General features: G+C 31.8%; 18 protein-coding genes. 12 read left to right on the forward strand and 6 right to left on the reverse strand.

Annotated elements, in window-relative coordinates; translation table 11 throughout:
* The first annotated feature begins 160 nt into the window (after window positions 1–160).
* On the forward strand, window positions 161–631 hold the full coding sequence (locus CLJU_RS08780) for a methylated-DNA--[protein]-cysteine S-methyltransferase (RefSeq protein ID WP_013238442.1): 471 nt from the start codon (window positions 161–163) through the stop codon (window positions 629–631).
* 72 nt (window positions 632–703) lie between these two features.
* A complete protein-coding gene (locus tag CLJU_RS08785) occupies window positions 704–1405 on the forward strand; it encodes a DNA alkylation repair protein (RefSeq protein WP_013238443.1) in 702 nt (233 codons plus the stop codon).
* Between the two features lie 57 nt (window positions 1406–1462).
* Here CLJU_RS08785 and CLJU_RS08790 read toward each other — a convergent pair whose 3' ends face one another.
* The gene (locus tag CLJU_RS08790) at window positions 1463–2341 is read right to left on the reverse strand and encodes a DMT family transporter (RefSeq protein ID WP_013238444.1); all 879 of its coding nucleotides are present in this window, start codon (window positions 2339–2341) and stop codon (window positions 1463–1465) included.
* Between the two features lie 557 nt (window positions 2342–2898).
* Between CLJU_RS08790 and CLJU_RS08795 the strand changes: the two genes are divergently transcribed.
* Window positions 2899–4299, forward strand: a complete 1401-nt coding sequence (locus CLJU_RS08795; protein WP_013238445.1) for an amino acid permease — start codon at window positions 2899–2901, stop codon at window positions 4297–4299.
* Window positions 4300–4469: 170 nt separating this feature from the next.
* Window positions 4470–6401, forward strand: coding sequence for an anaerobic carbon-monoxide dehydrogenase catalytic subunit (cooS, locus tag CLJU_RS08800; RefSeq protein ID WP_013238446.1), 1932 nt, complete (start codon window positions 4470–4472; stop codon window positions 6399–6401).
* Between the two features lie 437 nt (window positions 6402–6838).
* Here cooS and CLJU_RS08805 read toward each other — a convergent pair whose 3' ends face one another.
* Both CLJU_RS08805 and CLJU_RS08810 read right to left on the reverse strand, forming a co-directional pair.
* Complete coding sequence (locus tag CLJU_RS08805) at window positions 6839–7324, reverse strand: EutP/PduV family microcompartment system protein (protein ID WP_013238447.1); 486 nt, start codon at window positions 7322–7324, stop codon at window positions 6839–6841.
* 10 nt (window positions 7325–7334) lie between these two features.
* Window positions 7335–7712 (reverse strand): BMC domain-containing protein, encoded by a 378-nt coding sequence (locus CLJU_RS08810; protein ID WP_013238448.1) that lies wholly within the window; start codon window positions 7710–7712, stop codon window positions 7335–7337.
* Between the two features lie 619 nt (window positions 7713–8331).
* Between CLJU_RS08810 and CLJU_RS08815 the strand changes: the two genes are divergently transcribed.
* The 3 genes from CLJU_RS08815 to CLJU_RS08825 all read left to right on the forward strand — a co-directional run bounded on the left by CLJU_RS08815 (window position 8332) and on the right by CLJU_RS08825 (window position 12999).
* Window positions 8332–9411, forward strand: a complete 1080-nt coding sequence (locus tag CLJU_RS08815; RefSeq protein ID WP_013238449.1) for an XdhC family protein — start codon at window positions 8332–8334, stop codon at window positions 9409–9411.
* Between the two features lie 17 nt (window positions 9412–9428).
* Window positions 9429–10448, forward strand: a complete 1020-nt coding sequence (locus CLJU_RS08820; protein WP_013238450.1) for a molybdopterin-binding protein — start codon at window positions 9429–9431, stop codon at window positions 10446–10448.
* A gap of 247 nt (window positions 10449–10695) precedes the next feature.
* On the forward strand, window positions 10696–12999 hold the full coding sequence (locus CLJU_RS08825; protein ID WP_013238451.1) for a sensor domain-containing diguanylate cyclase: 2304 nt from the start codon (window positions 10696–10698) through the stop codon (window positions 12997–12999).
* 35 nt (window positions 13000–13034) lie between these two features.
* On the opposite strand, the gene CLJU_RS08830 is transcribed toward CLJU_RS08825, so the two are convergent.
* Window positions 13035–13874, reverse strand: a complete 840-nt coding sequence (locus tag CLJU_RS08830) for a MerR family transcriptional regulator (RefSeq protein ID WP_013238452.1) — start codon at window positions 13872–13874, stop codon at window positions 13035–13037.
* 174 nt (window positions 13875–14048) lie between these two features.
* Here CLJU_RS08830 and CLJU_RS08835 point away from each other — a divergent pair, with 174 nt between their 5' ends.
* Together CLJU_RS08835 and CLJU_RS08840 are read left to right on the forward strand one after the other, a co-directional pair.
* The gene (locus CLJU_RS08835; protein ID WP_013238453.1) at window positions 14049–15083 is read left to right on the forward strand and encodes a DUF362 domain-containing protein; all 1035 of its coding nucleotides are present in this window, start codon (window positions 14049–14051) and stop codon (window positions 15081–15083) included.
* 133 nt (window positions 15084–15216) lie between these two features.
* Window positions 15217–15822, forward strand: coding sequence for a TraR/DksA C4-type zinc finger protein (locus CLJU_RS08840; RefSeq protein WP_013238454.1), 606 nt, complete (start codon window positions 15217–15219; stop codon window positions 15820–15822).
* 162 nt (window positions 15823–15984) lie between these two features.
* Here the strand turns inward: CLJU_RS08840 and CLJU_RS08845 are convergent, their stop codons facing one another.
* Window positions 15985–16515 (reverse strand): nitroreductase family protein, encoded by a 531-nt coding sequence (locus CLJU_RS08845; RefSeq protein WP_013238455.1) that lies wholly within the window; start codon window positions 16513–16515, stop codon window positions 15985–15987.
* Between the two features lie 136 nt (window positions 16516–16651).
* On the opposite strand from CLJU_RS08845, the gene CLJU_RS08850 reads away from it, so the two are divergent.
* Window positions 16652–17014, forward strand: coding sequence for a winged helix-turn-helix transcriptional regulator (locus tag CLJU_RS08850; protein WP_013238456.1), 363 nt, complete (start codon window positions 16652–16654; stop codon window positions 17012–17014).
* A 208-nt stretch (window positions 17015–17222) separates the two neighbouring features.
* Here CLJU_RS08850 and CLJU_RS08855 read toward each other — a convergent pair whose 3' ends face one another.
* Window positions 17223–18374 carry an SH3 domain-containing protein gene (locus CLJU_RS08855; RefSeq protein ID WP_013238457.1) on the reverse strand — a complete coding sequence of 384 codons (1152 nt, stop codon included), beginning with the start codon at window positions 18372–18374 and terminating at the stop codon, window positions 17223–17225.
* Between the two features lie 247 nt (window positions 18375–18621).
* Between CLJU_RS08855 and CLJU_RS08860 the strand changes: the two genes are divergently transcribed.
* Together CLJU_RS08860 and CLJU_RS08865 are read left to right on the forward strand one after the other, a co-directional pair.
* Window positions 18622–20865, forward strand: coding sequence for a cell wall-binding repeat-containing protein (locus CLJU_RS08860; protein ID WP_013238458.1), 2244 nt, complete (start codon window positions 18622–18624; stop codon window positions 20863–20865).
* Window positions 20866–21098: 233 nt separating this feature from the next.
* The gene (locus tag CLJU_RS08865) at window positions 21099–22619 is read left to right on the forward strand and encodes a methyl-accepting chemotaxis protein (RefSeq protein ID WP_013238459.1); all 1521 of its coding nucleotides are present in this window, start codon (window positions 21099–21101) and stop codon (window positions 22617–22619) included.
* The last annotated feature ends 71 nt before the right edge of the window (window positions 22620–22690 follow it).

Below are 22690 nucleotides of genomic sequence, written 5' to 3' on the forward strand. Positions count from 1 at the left end.
ATATATGCTTTTCCCACTAAGTAAGATTCATTGATAATTACGTTATTAGATATATTATCGTAGATATATAGGAAATAATTAATATGTTTTACATAGTTTTTAAAAATACTTATAATAAAGTTATATTATTAAAGAGAAAAAAAAATAGGGAGGAAGCGGCATGAATAATGGATTTTATTATGAAACGAAAATTGGTAAAATAGGTATTGTTGAAAATGGAAAGGCCATTACTCATATAACTTTTGGAAAAATGAATTTTCAAGATATATGTATAAATGAAACATCTTTATTGAAAAATGCAGGCAATCAGCTCCAAGAATATTTGGAGGGAAAAAGAAAAAAGTTTGATTTGCCTCTGGAACCGCAGGGTACGGAATTTCAAAAAAAAGTATGGGATGCACTGCAGGATATTCCCTATGGCAAAACATTTAGTTATAAAGATGTGGCCCAAAATATAGGAAATATAAAGGCTTGTCGTGCTGTTGGCATGGCAAACAACAAGAACCCTATTCCTATATGTATTCCATGCCATCGTGTTATAGGTTCAAATGGCAAATTAGTTGGCTATGCAGGTGGTTTACATATAAAAGAAAAACTTTTAGAAATAGAGAAGCAAAATGCAGATAGTTAAGGTTGAAGTTCTTTAACTGTGAAATTGTATGAACTTCTGCAAGTTATTTTTCTAGTAATGGGGGAAATTAGTATGAGTGAAAATGATTTGTATAAAAGAATGATAAGAGAAAAAATTTTTGAATTGGCGGATGATGAATATAAAAAATTTCAAGAAAATTTGTGTCCCGACAATGATAATATTGTAGGAGTAAGACTTCCGCTTTTAAGAGATCTTGCCAGAGAAATAGCTAAAGGAGATTGGCGTACTTATATAAAAACCGCACAGGATGAATATTATGAAGAAATTATGCTTCAGGGAATGGTAATTGGATGTGTGAGAACTGATGTTGAAGAAAGGTTAAGGTATATTACAAATTTTGTTCCTAAAATTGATAATTGGGGTGTTTGTGACAGCTTTTGTAGTGGATTAAAGTTTACAAAGTCCAACATGCAGCGTGTATGGGAGTATTTACAGTCTTATGCATTTTCTGAAAAAGAATTTGAAGTCCGTTTCTTTGTTGTAATGCTTCTTGATTTTTATATAAAGGAGAATTATGTTGATAAGGTGCTAAAATCATTAGATAAAATAAAGCACAAAGGTTATTATGTTAAAATGGCTGTTGCCTGGGCCGTTTCAACTTGTTATATTAAATTTCCAGAAAAAACAATGGAATATCTGAAAAATAATACATTAGATAATTTTACATATAATAAGGCACTGCAAAAAATAGTTGAGTCCTTGAGAGTTGGAGAAGATGCAAAAGTGATTATTCGAAGCATGAAACGTAAATGAAATAAAAAGACACCAATTTTTGTTAATAGGTGTCTTTTTCATATAGGATTCAAATTTTTAACTAGAGCTTACACATTTATCTTTTGCTAATACAATTGTACAAATTAGTATAAGAGCACTTCCAACCAATATTGCAAGAGACATTTGCTCATTGAGAAACAGTACACCTAAAAATACACTAACTATAGGTTCGAAAGTTCCTAGTATGGATGAAGATGATACTCCTATTAGTTCTATAGCTTTTAGAAGTAAAATTATTGATAATATAGTTGAAACTACAGAAATTCCTAAATAGCAAACTACAATTTTAAAATTAAAGTTTAAAGCTACGGTTTTGTTAAACAGCCCACATAGAGCTGTACCTATTGTTGAACCTAGACAAAGATACATAGTAGTAACCCTATTATCTAAAGACCGGATGGATTTTAAATTAAGGGCGATTAGTGTGAGTCCATAGGAAAAACCTGAAAATAGAGCTAAGGAAATTCCTAAAATATCTATAGTATTATTTTTAAAACCAACTAATGTGTAAATACCAGCTGCAGCAAGTAATAGGGATATAATTTTTTTAGTACTCATTTTATCTTTATAAAATATAAAACCTGCTATGCAAACTACAACTGGATATATAAAATGCAAAGTAGTTGCAAGGCCCCCACCTAAATAATTATAAGATATAAATAAAGCTTGAGTTGTTATAGTATATCCAGTAATACCAATGGATATAAGTAACAGCACCTGTTCCTTTTTTAAGTTAATATTAATGTGGCTAAAGTTTAAGTACAAAAATAATATTAATGTTGAAATCAAAAATCTAAATAGTAATACGGTGGTTGGATTAGAACCATTGAAATATGCAATTCTAGCCAAAATAGGCATAATCCCAAATGCTGTTGATGATAAAAGTGCATAAGCTATTCCTTTGTAATTATTCAAAACTTGTCCTCCTTTTGGATGTCAATAAAAAGCCTAAAAAAGCCATACATATTATAGCATAAATTTGAAACTGTTATAACAGAAATAATATATTTTGCTCATTTATTACAACAGCTTTTTCATATTTTATACCAAATACTTTCACTGAATAAATTGTTTGACATTTTATACATCTGATACATTCATCGTAGTGAACTTTTACATTGTGATCTTTTTGCACAATATCCGTGCTTTTACATACTCAGGCAATAAATTATTAACGAAGTAAACTGCTCTTATAACAGAAACGCCATGACTTGATAAGGCAACTTTAGGCATCTAAAGCCATATATATGTGTCACATTTCTGTAAGCCTTGGAGATGGAAATATACATATTGTAATAGCATAGTAAGTGGTAGAATATAGAAATTATAGAATTTTGACAAATTAAAAAAAATTGTGACAAATTAAAAAAAAGCATAAAACTATGATAAAATATTGTTTGTAGAATAATAAACAAGTGTTATTAAAAAAGGACTAATCTATTAGTAGACATTTTTGAAGGGGGATATTTCAAGTGGAAGAAAAAGAATTAACACGTGGTCTAAAAGCTCGTCATATTGAATTGATTGCTTTAGGTGGCACAATTGGCGTAGGCTTATTCATGGGATCAGCTAGTACGATTAAATGGGCCGGGCCATCGGTACTGTTGGCTTATGGAGTAGCCGGCATTGCTATGTATATAGTTATGAGAATTATGGGAGAAATGCTTTACCTTGAACCATTGACAGGTTCTTTTGCAAATTATGCAAATAAATATATATGTCCTTGGGCTGGATATATGACAGCATGGTGTTATTGGTTTATGTGGATAGCTGTTGGTATGTCGGAAGTTACTGCTTTAGGTATTTATATGCATTATTGGTTCCCAGCTTTACCAGCCTGGATTCCAGCTTTAATCGGTGTGGCTATTCTTGCTGCTGCTAATCTGACTTCAGTTAAGTTTTATGGTGAATTTGAGTTTTGGTTTTCCTTAATTAAGATTGTCACGATTATAGCTATGCTTATAATCGGATTTGGATTGATTTTCTTTGGTTTTGGTAACCACGGTCAAGCTATTGGTTTAGCAAATCTTACAGCAAATGGAGGCTTCTTTGCCGGCGGTTGGAAAGGTTGGTTATTTGCCTTATGCTTGGTAACAGCATCTTATCAGGGCGTAGAACTTATCGGCATTACAGCAGGAGAAGCGCAGGACCCAAAAAACACATTAAGAAAAGCAACGAAAAATATCATTTGGCGTATATTGATTTTTTATATCGGTGCTATATTTGTAATTGTAACTATTTATCCATGGAATAAAATCAGTGCTCTTGGCAGCCCATTCGTTTTAACTTTTGCTAAAATTGGGATTTCCGCTGCTGCTGGAATCGTCAATTTTGTAGTACTGACAGCCGCAATGTCTGGCTGCAACAGTGGAATTTATAGCTGTGGTCGTATGCTTTATACCTTGTCAAAAAACGGACAGGCTCCTAAATTTCTTGGTAAAGTAACCAAAGATGGTGTACCAGCCAATGCTATTAAAGTAACTTTAGCTTGTTTGCTTGCTTGTGTGGCTTTAAATTATATCTGTCCAAATTCTAAATTATTTGTTTATATCTATAGTGCCAGTGTTCTTCCGGGCATGGTTCCATGGATTGTTTTATGCATTAGTCAAATAAAATTTCGAAAAGAACATGCATCCGAAATGGCAGGGCATCCTTTTAAATCAAAGCTTTTCCCATACGCCAACTATATTGTAGTAGGGTATCTTTTCTTAGTTCTAATTGGCATGTGCTTTAACTCTGATACTCAGATGTCTTTACTTGTTGGTGCGGTGTTCTGTGTCATCGTTACTATCGGCTATTTTGCTTTTGGCATTAACAAGCGGGGTGCTCTGAAAGCAGAAGAATTTGAAGATGAAAAATTAGAAAGTAAATAAATAAAATAATGCAAGCACCATTATGAGTCTTATTACCCATGATGGTGTTTTTGTTATGTATAAATATCTTTTTACTAGAAAAACTATAAAAGATAAGATATGGAATATTGTATAATATCCATCAGCATAATCTAAAAAAGTACAAAATATTAAAATAGGAGGAGCTTTATATGAGTCAAACTACACTAGAAAAAAATGAAACTATACGAGAAAGAACAGAAGGGCGAGTTAGCTATCACGATTCTGTAGAGGAAATGCTTAAAAGAATCAGAGAAGATGGTATGTCAAATGTATTTGACAGATGGTCCTCTCAAGAAAAAATTAGATGTAAGTTTTGCCTAGAAGGATTGAGCTGTCAATTGTGTTCTCAAGGCCCCTGCAGAATTAATCTTAAAGGAGAACAGAAAAAAGGTGTTTGTGGAATTGGCCCAGATGCTATGGCAATGCGAAATATGTTACTTAAAAACATAATGGGAGCTGGTACATATAGCCATCATGCATATGAAGCCTTTAGAACATTAAGAGAAACTGGGGAAGGCAAGACTCCATTTACAATTAAAGACTTGGATAAACTCAAATGGATGTGCCAGAAAGTTGGAATTGATACAAGTGGAGATACTAATAAAATGGCAGTGGATCTGGCAAACTTTTTGGAAGCTGAAATGGGTAAAGATGTAGAGGAACCCAGTGTTATGGTAGATGTGTTTTCACCAAGGAAGAGAAAAAAAGTTTGGAAAGATCTTGGAATTTATCCTTCAGGAGTAGTTCACGAAGAGCAAAATGCAGTAGCAAGTTGCTTAACAAATGTTGATGGAGATTATGTATCATTAGCTAAAAAAGCGCTGCGGTTAGGCCTATCAACTATTTATACAGCACAAATAGGACTTGAAATGGTACAGGATATACTTTTTGGCACGCCTACACCCCATGAGGTAAATGTGGACTTAGGAATTATGGATCCAGAGTATATAAATATTGTATTTAATGGACATCAACCTTGGGCTGGTGTTGCTACCATTCAAAAGGCAAAGATGCAGCAGATACAGGAAAGAGCAAAGGCAGTTGGTGCAAAAGGGCTTAGAATAGTTGGGTCAATTGAAACAGGGCAGGAGCTATTACAAAGATTTGAAGTAGATGATGTATTTGTAGGTTTAATGGGAGATTGGCTATCTATAGAACCACTTCTTGCTACAGGTACAGTTGATGTTCTTGCAATGGAAGAAAACTGTTCTCCACCTGCAATAGATCATTATGCTGAAAAGTATCAGGTAACTTTAGTAGGGGTAAGTACTATTATAGGTATTCCGGGATTAAATCATATGATTCCATATAATCCTGAAAAAGTGGGTGAAATGGCTGACAAATTGATTGATTTGGCCATTGAAAATTTTAAAAAGAGAAAGGATAACATTACACCAAAGGTTCCTAAAATAACACAGAAAGCAATAGCAGGTTTTTCTACTGAAGCAGTTTTAAAAGCTTTAGGAAATAAGCTTGATCCACTTGTTGATGTTATTAAGGCAGGAAAGATTAAAGGAATTGTGGCTTTGGCAAATTGTTCAACTCTAAGAAATGGTCCTCAAGATTGGAATACAGTTAATCTGGTAAAGGAATTGATTAAAAAGGATATTTTAGTTGTGGCTGGTGGGTGCGGCAATCATGCTCTTGAAGTAGCAGGGCTGTGCAACCTAGATGCAATAAACATGGCTGGCCAAGGATTAGAAGAAGTATGCAATATGCTAAAGATTCCTCCAGTTCTAAGCTTTGGAACTTGTACAGATACGGGAAGAATATCCATGCTTGTTACAGAACTTGCTAATCACCTTGATGTAGATATACCAGATCTTCCTATTGCAGTAACGGCCCCCGAGTGGATGGAACAAAAAGCTACTATAGATGGTTTATTTGCAGTAGCCTATGGGGCATATACACATTTATCTCCGACCCCATTTCTAACAGGTGCAGAACAGCTTGTAAAGCTTCTTACTGAGGATGTAGAGAATTTAACAGGAGGTAAAGTTGCATTAGGAGACAATCCCAAAGAGGCAGCTGATAATATTGAAGCACATATATTAAGTAAAAGAGAGGGTTTGGGGTTATAAGATATAAGGCATTTTCAAAGAAATAATTAGTCAGTATGCTAGCCTATTTTTTATCATACTGCGTCGGTAGAAACCTTAGATAGGATTCACTATTTGCGGAACCTGCCTCCTTGTCTGATAAACAAAGTTCTTGGCATCAGATGAGGTTTTAAACTTCATCTGATGCTTAGAAATTGTTATCCAGGGGCGTAGCCACTCTTTGCTCACACTTGGAAAAGTGTAAGCATTAGAGTGGGTAGTCATCGGATAAAAAATATTCGTCGCATCTTTGACTTGTTATTTTCTTTTAAATGCCTTATTAAATGGACGGCTAAAAATAATAGCCGTCCATTTTTAACCCTAAATCTTAGCTTCAGGAACTTAAAAAACAAAAATATGTTTGTGTGTGTATGTATTAAATAGAAAGGGAGTTCATTTAAATTTATGAAAATGACTTTTTATTGAGCTGTAAATTGAGCTATAAAATCATCCTCATTATCCCAGGGTAAAACGTCTCCATCTTCCCGAAGATAATCTAAAATTTTCCATACTCCTTTTTTTGTATAAGAACTTATGCGGAAAATTGTTTTACATCCAGCAAGTTTTAACCATTCCTCTGCTCGATCTGGATTAGCATTAGGTCGGTCTATTTGCGTTACTATACCTATAACTTCACGGTTTACAAGAGGTCTAATATTAGGGGGATATATGGAATAAGGTTCTATAGCACTAAGCAACAGACCTACTACATCTGCTTCATAAGAATATATAGCAAGAGCACTTGCTAACGATCTATTTTCTGCATATTCCCCTGGGGTGTCAATAATTACATCAAAATTATTAATATATTGGGTTTTGTGGTAAGAGATTTCTTGCCCTCTTAAAGTTTGGGTTAAAGTAGTTTTTCCGCATTCGCTTCTGCCAAACAAAATTAATTTTTTCATGTATGATCACCTACGTTCTTGTCATTTCACATGTTGTAAAGCCAAGAAATTCCTTACAATAGTCAATAATTGATTTTACAGCAGACTCAACTTCAGAAATTCCGCCTGTTATAATTAAGGTGCCACTAAATCTGTCTACAAATCCTAAATCTAGGTTGCCAGTTTTAGTAGCTATATCTGCCGCAATAATTGCAGTTTCACTAGGAGTCATAGTCATGATTCCAATAGCGGCTTTTCCATAATCAATATTAGGATTTAGCCCCAACTTTTTATATATAATATTGTCAGGACCAGCAATTATATGTGCAAGAGTAATTTGTTTACCTGGAACAGTTTCTTGTATAATTCTCATTTTACCTTCATGCTCTATCATATTTTGTAAATCCATGTAATAACCTCCTTTTCGACGTATTTTGCTACTAAATTCGACCTATTTTGATATAACATTTTAATAATAAAGCATTGATGTACAATTGTCAACCAGGCATTTTTAGGCTATACATGGCATATGCATTACAGCGGGAGAAAGTATATTTTAATTAATAGTTAATAATGAAGAATTAATAGTTAATGTGGATTTTTGCGATAGTTAAAAATCAATCTTCACTATTAACTTTTCATTATTAATTCTTAACTTGTGAAGCTTTTCTTCCCAATGTTTTTAAACTGTGAAAGTTAAATATTTGATAAATTTATAGAAATATAAAAAATTAAAGTACGTTCAAAAAACGATCAATAGTCAAAAAACGAACACTATTTTTTGACTATTTTGATCTAAAAATGAACACAATATAATAAGTGACATAAAAAAACTACCTAATTTGGATACTTTGGGCAGTGGCATACATATTGCTTGTAATAAACAATAACATTAAATATTTCACCATTATTAAGACATCTGTAATTCTCAGTATGAATATAATTGAAATTGGGAATTGCAGATGTAGTTACAAAGGGATGTAAACGTATTTTGCTATTAAAAATTTTTTTAGATAGAAGGTGAAAAAATGTTTGAAGACATATATAAACAATTAGTAAATGAAGTAGACAAGGGACATCAATGTGTAACATTAACTTATATTGATTTACTTAGTACAGAAGAAGGTTCTATTATAAAGAAAGTTATTCTAACTAAAGAAGATATAGAAAAAAAATCCTTTCCAGTTGATGATAATATTTATGAAAAAATATGCAGTTCTTTAGAAAGTGGCAAACTTGAAATGGTTGAGATAGGGGAAAATAAGAATGTTTTAATTGAACCATTTGTTCCCAAACCACGTCTAGTTGTTTTTGGTGGTGGACACATAGCAAAGCCCGTGACAGAATTTGCATCAAGAGTGGGATTTTCTGTTACAGTTATAGATGATAGGCCTTTCTTTGCAAATAAACCAAGATTTCCTGAAGCAGAAAAAGTCATTTGTGAAAGCTTCGAGAAATCCTTCGATTTAATTAATTTGGAAAAATCTGATTATATAGTTATTGTAACAAGAGGTCATAGATATGATGGAGTTGTTTTACGTAAAGTCTTAAAGTATGATCTTAGTTACGTTGGAATGATAGGCTCAAGGCGTAGAGTAACTGCTATGAAAAAGGAGCTATTGGAAGAGGGATTCCCTAAAGAAAAGTTGGAATTAGTTAATGCTCCAATTGGCATAGATATAAACGCTATTACTCCAGATGAAATAGCTATTTCTATAATAGCACAGCTTATAAATTTTAAAAATAAAGAAACTATGAGCAAATTTGGTAAAAATTTTGCTATTCCTGAATTTGACAAAGAAGTACTAAAAAATGCATCTGAAAAATCACCAAAACCTAAAGCATGTATAACTATACTCTCCTCTAAAGGATCAGTTCCTAGAAAAGCAGGAGCCAAAATGATCACTTATCCTGATGGTATGAGCATTGGAACTATAGGTGGAGGATGCAGTGAATCCTCTGTGCTGCAAAAGGCAAGAGAAATGATGAGGAAAACTGCAGGAGAAAGGAGTTCTTTCATAGAGCATGTAGATATGACCGGAGATGTTGCTGAATCTGAAGGAATGGTTTGTGGGGGAACTATGGAGGTATTAATAGAGGTAATTTAGAGAGGAGTTGAATTACAATGAAAAAGATTAAAACTAAAGAAGCTGTAGGTCATGTACTTTGTCATGATATTACACAAATTATTAAAGGAGTAAAAAAGGGTGTTGCATTTAAAAAGGGACATATTGTTACTGAAGAAGATATTCCTGTTCTATTATCAATAGGAAAAGAGAACCTCTATATATGGGAAAAACGAGAAGGCATGCTTCACGAAAATGAAGCAGCAAAAATTCTTTATAATATTTGTAAAAATGACTATATGTGTCCTTCTGAAATTAAGGAAGGAAAAATTGAGTTAATTGCTGAAGAAGATGGTGTACTTAAAGTTGACATTGAAAGGCTTTGTAAAGTCAATTCACTTGGAGAAATGATGATTGCTACCCGTCATAATAATTTTCCTGTGAAAAAAGGGGATAAATTAGCGGGTACACGTATTATCCCTCTTGTAATTGAACAAGAGAAAATGGATAAGGCTGTTGAAGTTGCAGGGGATAAGCCACTTATAAAAATTATGCCATTTAAAAATAAAAAAGTAGGTATTGTAACTACAGGCAGTGAAGTCTTTTATGGAAGAATAAAGGATACCTTTGGCCCAGTTATCAGAGAAAAACTTGCGGAATATGATACGGAGGTTTTAGGACAAAAGATTTTAAATGATAACCCAAATGAAATTACTCAAGCTATCAAGGACTTTATTAATGAGGGAGCAGAATTAATAATATGCACAGGTGGAATGAGTGTTGATCCTGATGATACAACACCAAGTGCAATAAAAGATACAGGTGCAAAAATTGTTTCTTATGGTGCTCCTGTGCTTCCTGGTGCAATGTTCTTGCTAGCATATTATAAAAACACAATTCCAATTTTAGGATTGCCAGGTTGTGTAATGTATGCTAAACGTACCATTTTTGATCTAGTTCTTCCAAGAGTTATGGCAGATGATAAGATAACTCTAGAAGACCTTGCAAGCCTCGGACATGGTGGCTTATGCCTTTCATGTGATGTTTGTTCATTCCCTAATTGTGGATTTGGAAAATAGATGTTATAGACAGTAAATTAAATTACTCAGCTTTCGTATGTGCGAAAGTTAAGTTAAATTATTATATAATGGAAATAATATCACAGTAAGTGCTGTATGGAAAAATATTATGTAGAAATATTTTAAAGAGAATATATAATTTATATATATTATTTAGTATAATAAAAATATATAGTATATATTTTATATGGATTTAAAGTAGGCGATAATAAGTTAGTTGGCCCTTTTCCATAAGGAGGGTAGTGCTGTGAAACAATATCAATTAAAATATGAGAATTTTGAAAAAATGCAGCATTTTATTTACGGCAATAATATCAATAATAGTGATAATATTTTGATTCAGATTTTTACAGCAGTAGTAGAAATGAAATTTATTAAGGACCTCACAGATAAAATAACATCCATGTTGCCTAGAGCAGAAATTATAGGTGCAACAACTGCTGGAGAAATATATGAAGGAAACGTGCTTAGTAAAACTACAATAATATCGTTTTCTATTTTTGAAAAAGTAAGAATTAAAGCAAAGCTTTTAAGTGATAAGAATGAGTATAAGATAGGAGTAAATATTGTTAAAGAATTAAGTGAAGATGATACAAAAGTCATTATATTATTTTGTGACGGATTGATCACAAATGGGTATGAGATTATTAAAGGTATAGAATCAGCAAATAATAAGCTTATTGTTTGTGGTGGCAAAGCTGGTGACAATGGATATTTAAAGAAAACCTTTGTATTTACAAAGGAAGGCATTACAGAAAATGGTGTGGCTGCAGCTTCACTTACTGGAAAAAGTTTAAATGTTACAACAGAACGTAGTTTTTCGTGGTCACCTATTGGAAAATTAATGACTATTACTAAAGCATTAAATAATAGAATTTTTACAATAGATAATATTAAGGCAATTGATGTTTACAGAAAATATCTTGGAGATGAAGTGGCCAAAGATTTGCCTATGTCTGCAACTGAATTTCCATTAATAATTAAGAGAAATGGTACCTACGTAGCAAGAGTGGCTTTTGGATGCCATAATGATGGATCTTTGAGTTTTCTTGGAGATGTTAAAGTTAATGATAAGGTTCAGTTTGGTTATGGAAATGTAAATATGATAACATCTCAAGCCTTAGAAATGACGCATAGGTTAAAAAATAAAAATATTGAAGCAATTTTTATTTATTCTTGCTCAGTGAGAAGAAATTTTATGCAAAATAAAATTGGCATTGAAACATCTGCTGTAAATAGTATTGCCCCAACTTTTGGATTTTTTACTTATGGTGAATTTTTTACTTTTAACCGTTCAAATGAACTTTTAAATACAACAATGACAATACTGGGAATATCTGAAGGCAACCAAACTTTTTATAAAAATGAACCTACGCCTAATAGTGAAAATGAAAACTCTTCAAAAAGCTTTTTTGAGGGAAAAGACGTTGGTGTAATTAAAGTGTTTACTAATCTTGTAAATCAAGTCACAAAGGAATTACAGGAGGCTAATAATGTGTTAGAAAAACAAAAATATAAAGTGGAGCAGATGAATAATGCTACAAAAGCTATTATGGAAATAAACAGCCACATGTTGTCTTCCTGTGAAATTGATAGTTTATTTGAAATGATACTTTGTAAGGCATTAGACGTAATTCCAAGTGGCACTATGGGAAGCATTTTATTTATGAAAGATGATGAATTAGTTTATAAGGCTACGAAAGGATATTTTCCTGATAAAATAAAAGAAATAGGATATAAATTGAAGAATTTGTACCAATATAAAGTTCACGATATGAATATTAAAGAATTACGTAATCCTATAGTAATAAGTAACCTAGAAAAAAATCTGTTTAATGAAAAAGATAAATATAACTCATGGAAAAAATTATTTATAAAAGATCCTTATCAGCTTTTAACTTGTGGTATATGTATTGATGGATGTGTTAAGGGATTTATTGATATATTTAATACAGATGAGAAAGAAAGTTTCAATGAGGATGATAAAAAGCTGCTGAAGTATTTGTCCTATGATATTGCCATAGCTTTTAAAAATGCTCAATTGTTAGAAAATATTTTATATATGTCTAGATACGATAGCTTAACTAAAGTGTATAACAGGAGCTATTTTAATAAGTTGTTGGATGAAACTTTGAATAAAGCAAGACTTTCAGGCAGTATTTTTGTTATATGTATAATAGACCTAAATAATCTTAAAGTTATTAATGATACCTATGGTCACATTGTAGGTGATGAAGTTCTGGTGAAATTTGCAAATATATTAAAAAAAGAAATTTGCGAAGAGGATATTTTTGCGAGAATTGGCGGAGATGAGTTCGCAGTAGTATTTGTAAATAAGGATAAGAATAGCGTTATTAATATTATAAGTAGGGTTTCAAAGATATTTAAAGATTATCCTTTTAATTTAAATGGAGACAAGAAAGAGATTAGTTTTGCTTATGGGCTTTCTCAGTTTAAAGACGATTCAGATGATGTTAATGAACTTTTAAAAATAGCTGACAAAAGAATGTATGAAAAAAAGAAGAAAATGAAGGATAGAAGAAAAATATGATGTATAATTTAAGTTATACATCATATTTTTAGGTATTATTTTTTATTTATTGGGAAATACACTTCTGTTACAAATTCATTGTGACTGCATTTAGAATCAGGGCCTTTGATGTATTCATCATGAGGAGGTCCAGCTATTTTATAGGAATTTTTATTTATCCAGTCAAGGAGTTCAGCATAAGCTTCACCGATTTCACTATAAGGACCTATAAAAGTTGTGTGTACATATAGACCGCCTTTTAAAACTTTAGTTGATACAGTATCTGTTTTTAGCTGTCTGTTTACTGGAATGCAAACTTCTATATCTGCATTATTGTGATCAAAGTCACTGTCAGAATTTTGATCAAAATCCTGGTCGTAGTAAATAGTTCTTATGTTTCCCAAGGGTGAAAGACCACTTTTGTAAATATTTTCAAAAACTTTACCTATTAAGTTGCCTATATTGTCCATTGAAATTGTGTCTCTTATGCTTAAAACTGTTGTATCTTTTAAAGTATCAATTAAAATATGGAAACTTCTTTTAGAATTCATTATATCCTCACCTTTCTGTAATTGATCCATTGAATGTTTAAGATGAAGTAAAATATTGTTGCTTTGTTGTATTTCAGTTTCGAATAAACTTATCTGCTTTGATAAGAATTTTTCTAAAGTACTGTTACTTTTATCCTTAATAATTTGTTTTATTTCATCCAATGAAAATTTATATTTTTTAAGTCTATTTATTTTTAGAATGTCTTGTACTTGATGCTTTTCATAATATCTATACTGATTTTCTGGATTAACAAAAGTTGGTTTTATCAATCCAATTTTGTCATAATGTCTGAGCATTTTGGTTGAAACATTTCCAATTTTCGAAAATTGTCCTATAGTGTACATAAAAACCTCCTAATATTTATTTCCTTCGAAGTGATTAATTATATTTTAAACTTTACCATAATGTCAAAGTCAATAGTTATAGAGTCAAAAATTGAATTATGGCATTTACTGGGTAAGTTATGCTATAATTTCTAGTAGAATAAAAAATTTAATTTATTGCTGGAGGTTTATTCTATGAAAAAAGTTTATTTTAAGGCTATTAATTCATACTCTAAAACGGAAGAGATAAGTGATGCTGCTGGTAAACTCTTAAAAAAAGTAGTGGAAGAGGAGCATATAAGTCTTGAAAAATTCATACCTCTTAAGGTTCATTTTGGAGAAAAGGGTAATAATACTTTCATACAATCGAAAAATTTTACTGGTATAATAAATTATTTAAAGGAAAATAACATAGATAGTGCATTTATAGAGACGAATGTTCTCTATAGAGGTGAAAGAACTACAAGGGAAAAGCATTTGAAACTTGCAAAAGATCATGGGTTTACTGAGCTCCCTATAATAATAGCTGATGGTGAACACGGAGAAGATTTTGAGGAGGTTGAAATTAATAAAAAGAATTTTAGCAAATGTAAGGTAGGAAAAGAAGTCGCAAACAAAAAACAGCTTATTGTCCTAAGTCACTTTAAAGGTCATATACTTGCTGGTTTTGGAGGTGCTATAAAACAACTTGGAATGGGATGTGCATCAAGAGGAGGAAAACTTGCCCAACATGCAAATTCTGTACCTAAAATTAATTTCTTTAAATGTAAGGGATGTAGCGCTTGTGCAAAAAAGTGTCCTCAAAATGCCATAATCGTAAACAGAAAGGCAAGGATCAATAAAGACAAATGTGTTGGTTGTGCTTCTTGTATGGCAATATGCCCACAGGGAGCTATTTATCACAGCTGGCTTGGATCTATGACCAAATCTTTTAATGAAAGGCTTGCAGAATATGCTTATGCTGCAGCAAAAGGTAAGAATCATATTTACATAACCTTTGCTTTTAATATAACTAAAAATTGTGACTGCGAAGGGCATGATATGAAACCAATAGCAAAGGATATTGGAGTTTTTGCTTCAACAGATCCTGTAGCTATTGATAAGGCTTGTCTTGATATTCTTGATAAAAATAGTGGCAGAGTTGTATTTAAAAGGGGAAGATATACTCTTGATTATGGGGAAAAAATAGGTTTAGGTAGTAAAGAATATGAACTTGTTGAAATAGATTAATTGATATCCATAAAAATTATATATTTGGCATTTATAAAAGCATTAAAAAGCTAAATAGGTGTAATGGAATAAATGGCGTTTTTTTAGTTAAAATATATGTATGCTGAAATATAATTGAGAGGTGTAAATAATTATGGATGAGAAGTTATTACAAAGGTTTAAAGATAAATTGAAATCAGAAAGAGATGCAGCTTCTGATTTGTTGGAACAAATGGAAAAGAATGAAACTATAAAATCCAATGCAGAACTATCTAGGGAATTGTCTTTTTATGATAACCACCCAGCAGACAACGCTAGCAACATATTTGATAAGGAAAGAGGGCTGGCTTTTCAAAAAAACGAACAAATTGTTATAGAAAAAGTAGACAATGCTCTAAAAAAAATAGAAGAAGGTACTTATGGCATATGTGAAGTCTGTGGTAAGGAAATAGATATAAATAGATTAGAATTTCTTCCATATGCAGAGCGCTGTATTGACTGCCAGCAAAGTATGGATAATTCAAAACCTGATGAAATGAATAACAGACCTCCAGAAGAGGATGTTCTTAAGGACACTTGGAATAGAGGATACCGTGGGGATGATGATCAGGTTGGATTTGATATGGAAGACAGTTACCAATCAGTTAACAAATTTAATAGAAGAAAAAATATAGTTGAAGAATATGTGGATGAGGATGAAACATATGTTGATCCTATAGAGAGAATAAGTAACCAAGAGTATAAAAATCAATTACCTTAAGAAAATCAACAGTTTAAACTTTGGGCATTTTCAAGTTATAGGTATGGACTATACCTAATTTATCTATGTAAGTAAAATATAGAGGTTAAGATAAATAGGGTTCTTGGCATCAGATGGAGTTTTGACTCTACCTGATGCTTAGAACTTTGTTTATTTGAAGTATTATTTTATAGTATTGATTTTTATAGTTTGTTTTAATTCTTTTTCTTTGGTCAGTGGCTCTGTGGGATAGCCTAATGCAATGCCAGAAACGGGTACAAAGCCTTCTGGTAAATTAAGTTCTTTTAATAATTCTTTCTCTTTCGAAAATGAAGCCAAAAATGCCCATAAATACACACTACCTAAACCAATATCAGTAGCAGCAAGAGCCATATTTTCGATAACACAAGCAGCATTAGCTATTTCAACGTGAGGTGCTTTATCATTTGCTTTACCAGAAACAACAATTAAAGTAGGAGCACCATAAAAAGGTTTCATATTTGGGCTGCCAAATGCATTTGCCGTTGCTTTTGTAATTTTATCTAGTAAGCTAGAATTTTGAATTACTGTTAAATGAACTGAATCATAAGCACCCATTCCTACAGGTGCAGCACAACCTGCATTAAGTACAATATTTAAGGAATCATCACTAATTTGCTCGCTTTTGTAATTACGAGTAGATTTACGCACTGCTATTGCTTTCATCATTTCCATGGTTAAAATCTCCTTTATATGATATTTACTCAGGTTAGTAAACCTGGTATAATTATTATACTTACTATTAGCTAAGCAAACAAGTACTAAGAATTTTATGACTAGGTATTCTTTTTTATACTATGGAGGATTTTATATGGCTACAGAGCAGGAATTAAAACAGTACTTAAAATTAATTAAGGAATCGTACAATACAAAAGAATGTCCTGTGAAATATACTCTGGATATTATAGGTGGGAAGTGGAAATTGCGCATATTAGTGCAGTTGATAAAAATGGAAGTAGTGCGTTTTAATGAATTAAAACATGCAATATCAGGGATAACAAATACCATGTTGTCAAATTCTTTACATGAACTGGAAGATGATGGCTTAATTACTAGAAAACAATATAATGAGATGCCTTTAAGAGTAGAATATTCATTGACTGACAGGGGGAAAAGTTTATTACCTTTACTTTATGAATTATCTACTTGGGGAAGTAATCAGATAGAGAAATAATTTGCCACACAGAAAATTTTTCTATGAACGAAAAAGATTGCAATCAAGTTACATAAAGTAAAACTTGTGCAATCTTTTTTGTCCGATGACTACCTACTCTAATACTCCCACTTTTCCAAGCGGGAGTAAAGAGCAGCTACGTCCCTGGATAACGATTTCTAAGCATAGGTGGAGTCAAAACTCCATCTGATGCCAAGAACTCTGTTTATTATTGAATATAGGTTAAATATTTTGAAGAAGACCATCCTTCAATTCCATTTATACGGATCTTGTACCAGCTGCCATCTGAAGTTTGACCAATTTTCTGTGCATATTGTCCTTGAGAGAGCACCCCAACTATTTGTGCTGTAGACGATGAAGTTGCTCTTATATTTAACTGGTATACACCACTAATAGTTACGTACTGATTTGCTGGTACTGTACCAAGGGTGTTTCCCCAGATCCATCCTGTCTGTCCGTTGTAGGTAACTTGATACCATCCATTTGAGTAATTCATTAAGTTTAAAATAGTACCTTTTGGAACATTGGTTAAAATAGTATCATCTGTTGATGGATTTGCTCTTAAATTTGCGTAACTTGTTACATTGGCAACCTGTGCATATCCTCCAACTTTAAATTTAGGAGTGGATGGTGTTGTATCTTCAACTATATTTATATAACGAGCAGGTATATATCCTTGGTTAATTGTGTTCATGCTTATAAAATATCTTTTAGTACCCTGTATTCCACCATAAGTTTGATCAGGTGTTGATTCATAGGTAAAAGCACCTTGTACTCCATTTAAAGTTCCCCATTTATCAAAGATAACTACATGATCACCTGGCTTGTCTAGGATATCCATGTGTTGTAGACTGTTTAAATCAATTTTTTTAAAATAGTTGTTTAATAAGGTGCTTGTTGATTGTTTGTAGTCTGCAATATTAAAAGAAGCTTGTACAAAACCAGAGCAATCTATTCCTGCAGTTCCAGGTATATATCCTAGTCCACCATCTGTATTTACGTTTCCTGTGAAGGCACCTTTGTTAACTGCATCAAGGAAGCTTGTCCACGGAGCGTTGTAGGAATTGGTATTAATTCCGTCAATACCGCCCCAATCATAAGGTATACCTTTAAAAGTAGCTGTTGTTATACCTTTAAACTGGCTTGGGAGTGTAACACTTGATGCATATTGAGAAGATATATTGCTATTTTTATTTGCAGAGTATGTCCAAGTTAAATCCATTAGACTTGCTGCCCTTTGCTCAACTTGAGTTCTTGATATTGGAGTTTGTGCAGCTGCACTTACTTTGTAAAAAGGCACACTCATTACTGAGGTAAATGCAATCAATGGAACCAAAATTTTAGCTAAGCTTTTTTTCATTTTTTCCATCCTTTCAAGAATATTTTGAAAACGTTCAATATTAGAACCTAATTAAATTATAATAATACAATCCTATGTTATCAATCATCAAAAGTTGGAATGATCTAATACCAAAATGTATTTAAGGTGTAATATACCAAAGCCCAGACACTATACCCGTTGTTTTTTTAATCTGTATTTGTTATAATACATATATAACAAATATAAGAATTATAACAAATATAGTATATAAAAGAGGGGGAGCATTATGCTAAATAGAAATACTAAATTGAGTGTTGTGCTAGCTTTAGCAACTTGTACTTTTTTATCTTATCCTGCTTATGCAGACGACAACTTTAGTGTACAAAGATTATATGGTAGTGACAGATATGAGACTTGTAGCAATATAGCTAACTATTTTCAGCAAGGACAATTGGACAGTGTAATAGTTGCAAGTGGAGAACAATTTGCAGATGCACTTTCAGCTGGATGTCTACAGGAATTAGGAAATTCTCCTATAATGCTTGTAGGTAAAAATATAAAAAGTAGTGATAAAACATTAGGTTATATTGAAAATCATTTAAAAAAAGAAGGAACTATATATATTTTAGGAGGGGAAGCTTCTGTAAATAGTGAATTTGAAAGGTATTTTAAAGAAAAAGGATTTAATAAAATAATAAGATTAGGTGGAAAAGACAGATATGAAACCAATGTAAAAGCAGTAAGCAAAGCAGATGTAAAGGAAGGAACTCCAGTAATTGTAGCAAATGGTGACAATTTTCCCGATGCTTTAAGTATAGCAAGCATAGCTTCCTATAAAGGATATCCTGTTTTTATAACTCCTTCTGGAAACCTGCCAAATGAGATAGAAGAAAAAATTAAGGAAATAAAACCTTCTAATATGTATGTGATAGGAGGAATCAGCTCTGTAAGCAGCAATATAGAGAGTAAATTGAAAGAAGTATCACAAAATGTAGTGAGAATAGAAGGTAAAGATAGATATGAAACTTCTATAAATATATGCAAATATTTCAATAAGGATTTGAAAAACTTAGTAGTTGCAAGTGGAAAAAACTTTCCAGATGCACTTTCTGGTATTGCTCTTTCAGCTAAATTTAAGGCACCTATAGTAATAACTGATGAAGGTAATGTAGAGGAGCTTAAATCTTATGTACAGAATCAAAAGGTGAATAAGATTGTAATACTTGGAGGAGAAAATATGATTTCTAAAAATGTAGAGGATATTTTGAATCCCCTGAGCTTAAAATCTAAAGCTGAGGATTTTATGACATGTTTACTAAATAAAAAAATAGATGAGGCTATGGAAGGATTAAGCACTGATTTAAAATCAGGATATGGAGAAAGCATAATGAAAAGTTCTTTTTCCAGTATGAGCTTTAAAGGAATGGATACAAAACCTCTAGATATAAAGCAGGAAAAGCTGCCTCTTGGCAATATGGTTACATTAACCTATAAAGTAGAAGGGCTTCCTACAAATTTAGATATAAAAATAAAATATGACAATGATGGAAAAGTATATGATTTCACATCTGAAGCTGCCCCAGTGGAAAGTAATTACAAACTTCCAACTTATGTAAATATAGATAATTTTACTGAAAAAAATGTGGCTATAGGAGATGAAAAGTATAAACTTCCAGGAGTATTGAGCATACCTAAAGGGAAGGGACCATTCCCGGCAGTAGTGCTTGTCCACGGAAGCGGCGCTAATGATATGGACGAGACCTATGGGGACACGAAGGTATTTAAGGATATATCTGCAGGACTTGCTTCAAAGGGAATTGCAGTGCTTCGCTATAATAAGAGGTCAAATGAATATCCATCCTTAACTGCAATAGATACAAAACTTGATTTGAATAAGGAAACAGTAAATGATGCAGTAGATGCAGTGAAGTTATTAAAGAAAACTAAAGAAATTGATTCCAGCAAGGTCTTTGTTTTAGGACACAGTCAGGGGGCAATGCTTACACCAACTATATTAAAAGATTGTGGCAATAGCGGTGCAGCTGGTGGAATAATGATGGCAGGACCGGTAGATTTTTTAGACACTCTTTTAGAGCAAAGTAAATATTTGAATTCAATAGGATATATGGATGAAGATAATCTAAAGTATATACAAAACTTATATGACTTAGTAAAAAACAATAAAGATTTTCCTAAAAATATATCTGAAAATACTATAATCTTTCATGCATATCCTTATTATTGGTTGAGTGTTAAAAATTCAACTCAAGCACAGGATGCAGTAGACATAAAAAATCCCCTTCTTATTCTTCAAGGAAAGAGGGATTATCAAGTAGCTGCTTCTAATTTAGAAAAGTGGAAGAATATATTGAAGGATAAACAAAATGTTGAGTATAATTCTTATGATAAGTTAAATCACTTTTTTATAGAAGGGGAAGGAAAGATGACTCCTGAGGAGTATGGAAAGGGGAATGTACCAAAGTATGTTATAGATGATATAGTAAGCTGGATTAGTAAATATTCTAAATAAGGAAAATATCTTATTTTAAAACGACTTTCCTCATATTAATCTTCAAATTGTGTTGTCTTAATAAAGAAATTGCAATAGTTAATATTATATAAATGTATAAATAGTTGATTTAATTGTAGAAATTGTTATAATATACTTATTATTATAATGATAAATTTTAATATATATTTTTAAAATTAAGGCAAAAATATTCGCTTAGTTATATTAAATCTGTAATTATAGGAGGATTGATTATGGGGAAAATTGTTTTTTTTATTTTAATGATCTTATTTGCCGATCTATTTTTTAATCTATTTTTATATGAGAAAATAAAATATAATAAAATTGTCAAATACTATGATGATGTACTTGATAAAATACTGTCCGGTAACTTTACATATAATTTTCAAAGAAAAGATTCCATATCGAATAAAATTGATAGGCTATGTAAAGATATGTTAGTATGGATATATAAAACTTTGAATTCATCTATAACTATGGGCGATGATTTGGAATATATATCAAATTCCTGCAGTATGTCTAAAAAGGGACTTTTAAAAATTAAAGGATATATAAATGAATTTAATAAAAATGCAAATGCTATATGTGATAAAATATCTGAATGTTCAAATTTATCTGCGAATATGGCAAATTCAGAAGTAGAAATGCGCAAATTTTCAGATAGTGTTACAGGCAGTGGCAAAAAAGCAGATGAATATATTACACGCAGCAGTGAATCCGTAGAGAAATCTGTAACTATTCTTGAGAATATGAATTCCAGTATGGAGCTTCTGTCAAATAATATAAGTAATCTCTCTAATATAACAGATAAAATTGAGAATATGGCAGAATTGATAAATAAATTAACTGCAAATATAAACCTATTGTCATTAAATGCTTCTATTGAAGCTGCAAGAGCTGGCGAAAATGGAAAAGGATTTGCAATTGTAGCTTTAGAAATAGGAAAATTGGCTGATGAAAGTGCAGTCTATTCTAAAAATATAAAATCACAAGTAGATGAAATAAAGGGACATACTGTTGATACTGTAAAGTCTATTGAAGACTTGATAGAGAAAAGCTCACAAGGAAAAGACTCTATAAAATCTATTAAAAATTATTTTAGTGAGTTTAGCAGTGAAATTCATAATATAAATAATAATTTAGCCTTTCTTTCACAAAAAATTGTAGAACAAACTGAACACACACAGTATGTTGCGGCTTTTAACCAAAATTTAGCAGCTTTCTTTGCTGATTTTAAAAGGGATGTTTCTGTAATTGTGGTTGAGACAGAAAATCAATCTGCTTTGGAGGATGAGAATATAGAGTGTTCTCAAAAAATGCATTTTTCTATGGAAAAACTCACTGATTTTACAAAAGAATTTGAAAAAATAATAGAATCTAAACTTATAGAGTACTGCAACGATATTGCAGAAAAAATATGCAAAGATAATTTTACTATTGAAAAACTTTGCGAATATGTTGGTAAAACTAACATATCTAGTTTTTATATAACAGACGGGGATGGAGTGATTGTAATGACAAATGATTCTGAAACCATGGGATTTAGATTTGAGGATAATCCTTCATCTCAGACATTTCAGTTTAGAAAAATATTGTCTAATAGGGACTTAGTAGTGGTACAAGATTTTGTGAAAAGAGATTTGGATGGTAAATACTATAAGTTTGCTGGAATTTCACGTAGAGATAAAAAGGGAATTGTACAGGCAAGTATTTCTATGGACGATATAGTTAATTTGAGAAATTGTTGTGCATGAGATGCTTGTGAATAATTTAAAATTAAATAATCTTTTAAATAGAGATTTTTAACGGGCCACCCATTTTAAGG

Source organism: Clostridium ljungdahlii DSM 13528 (assembly GCF_000143685.1).
GTDB lineage: Bacteria > Bacillota > Clostridia > Clostridiales > Clostridiaceae > Clostridium_B > Clostridium_B ljungdahlii.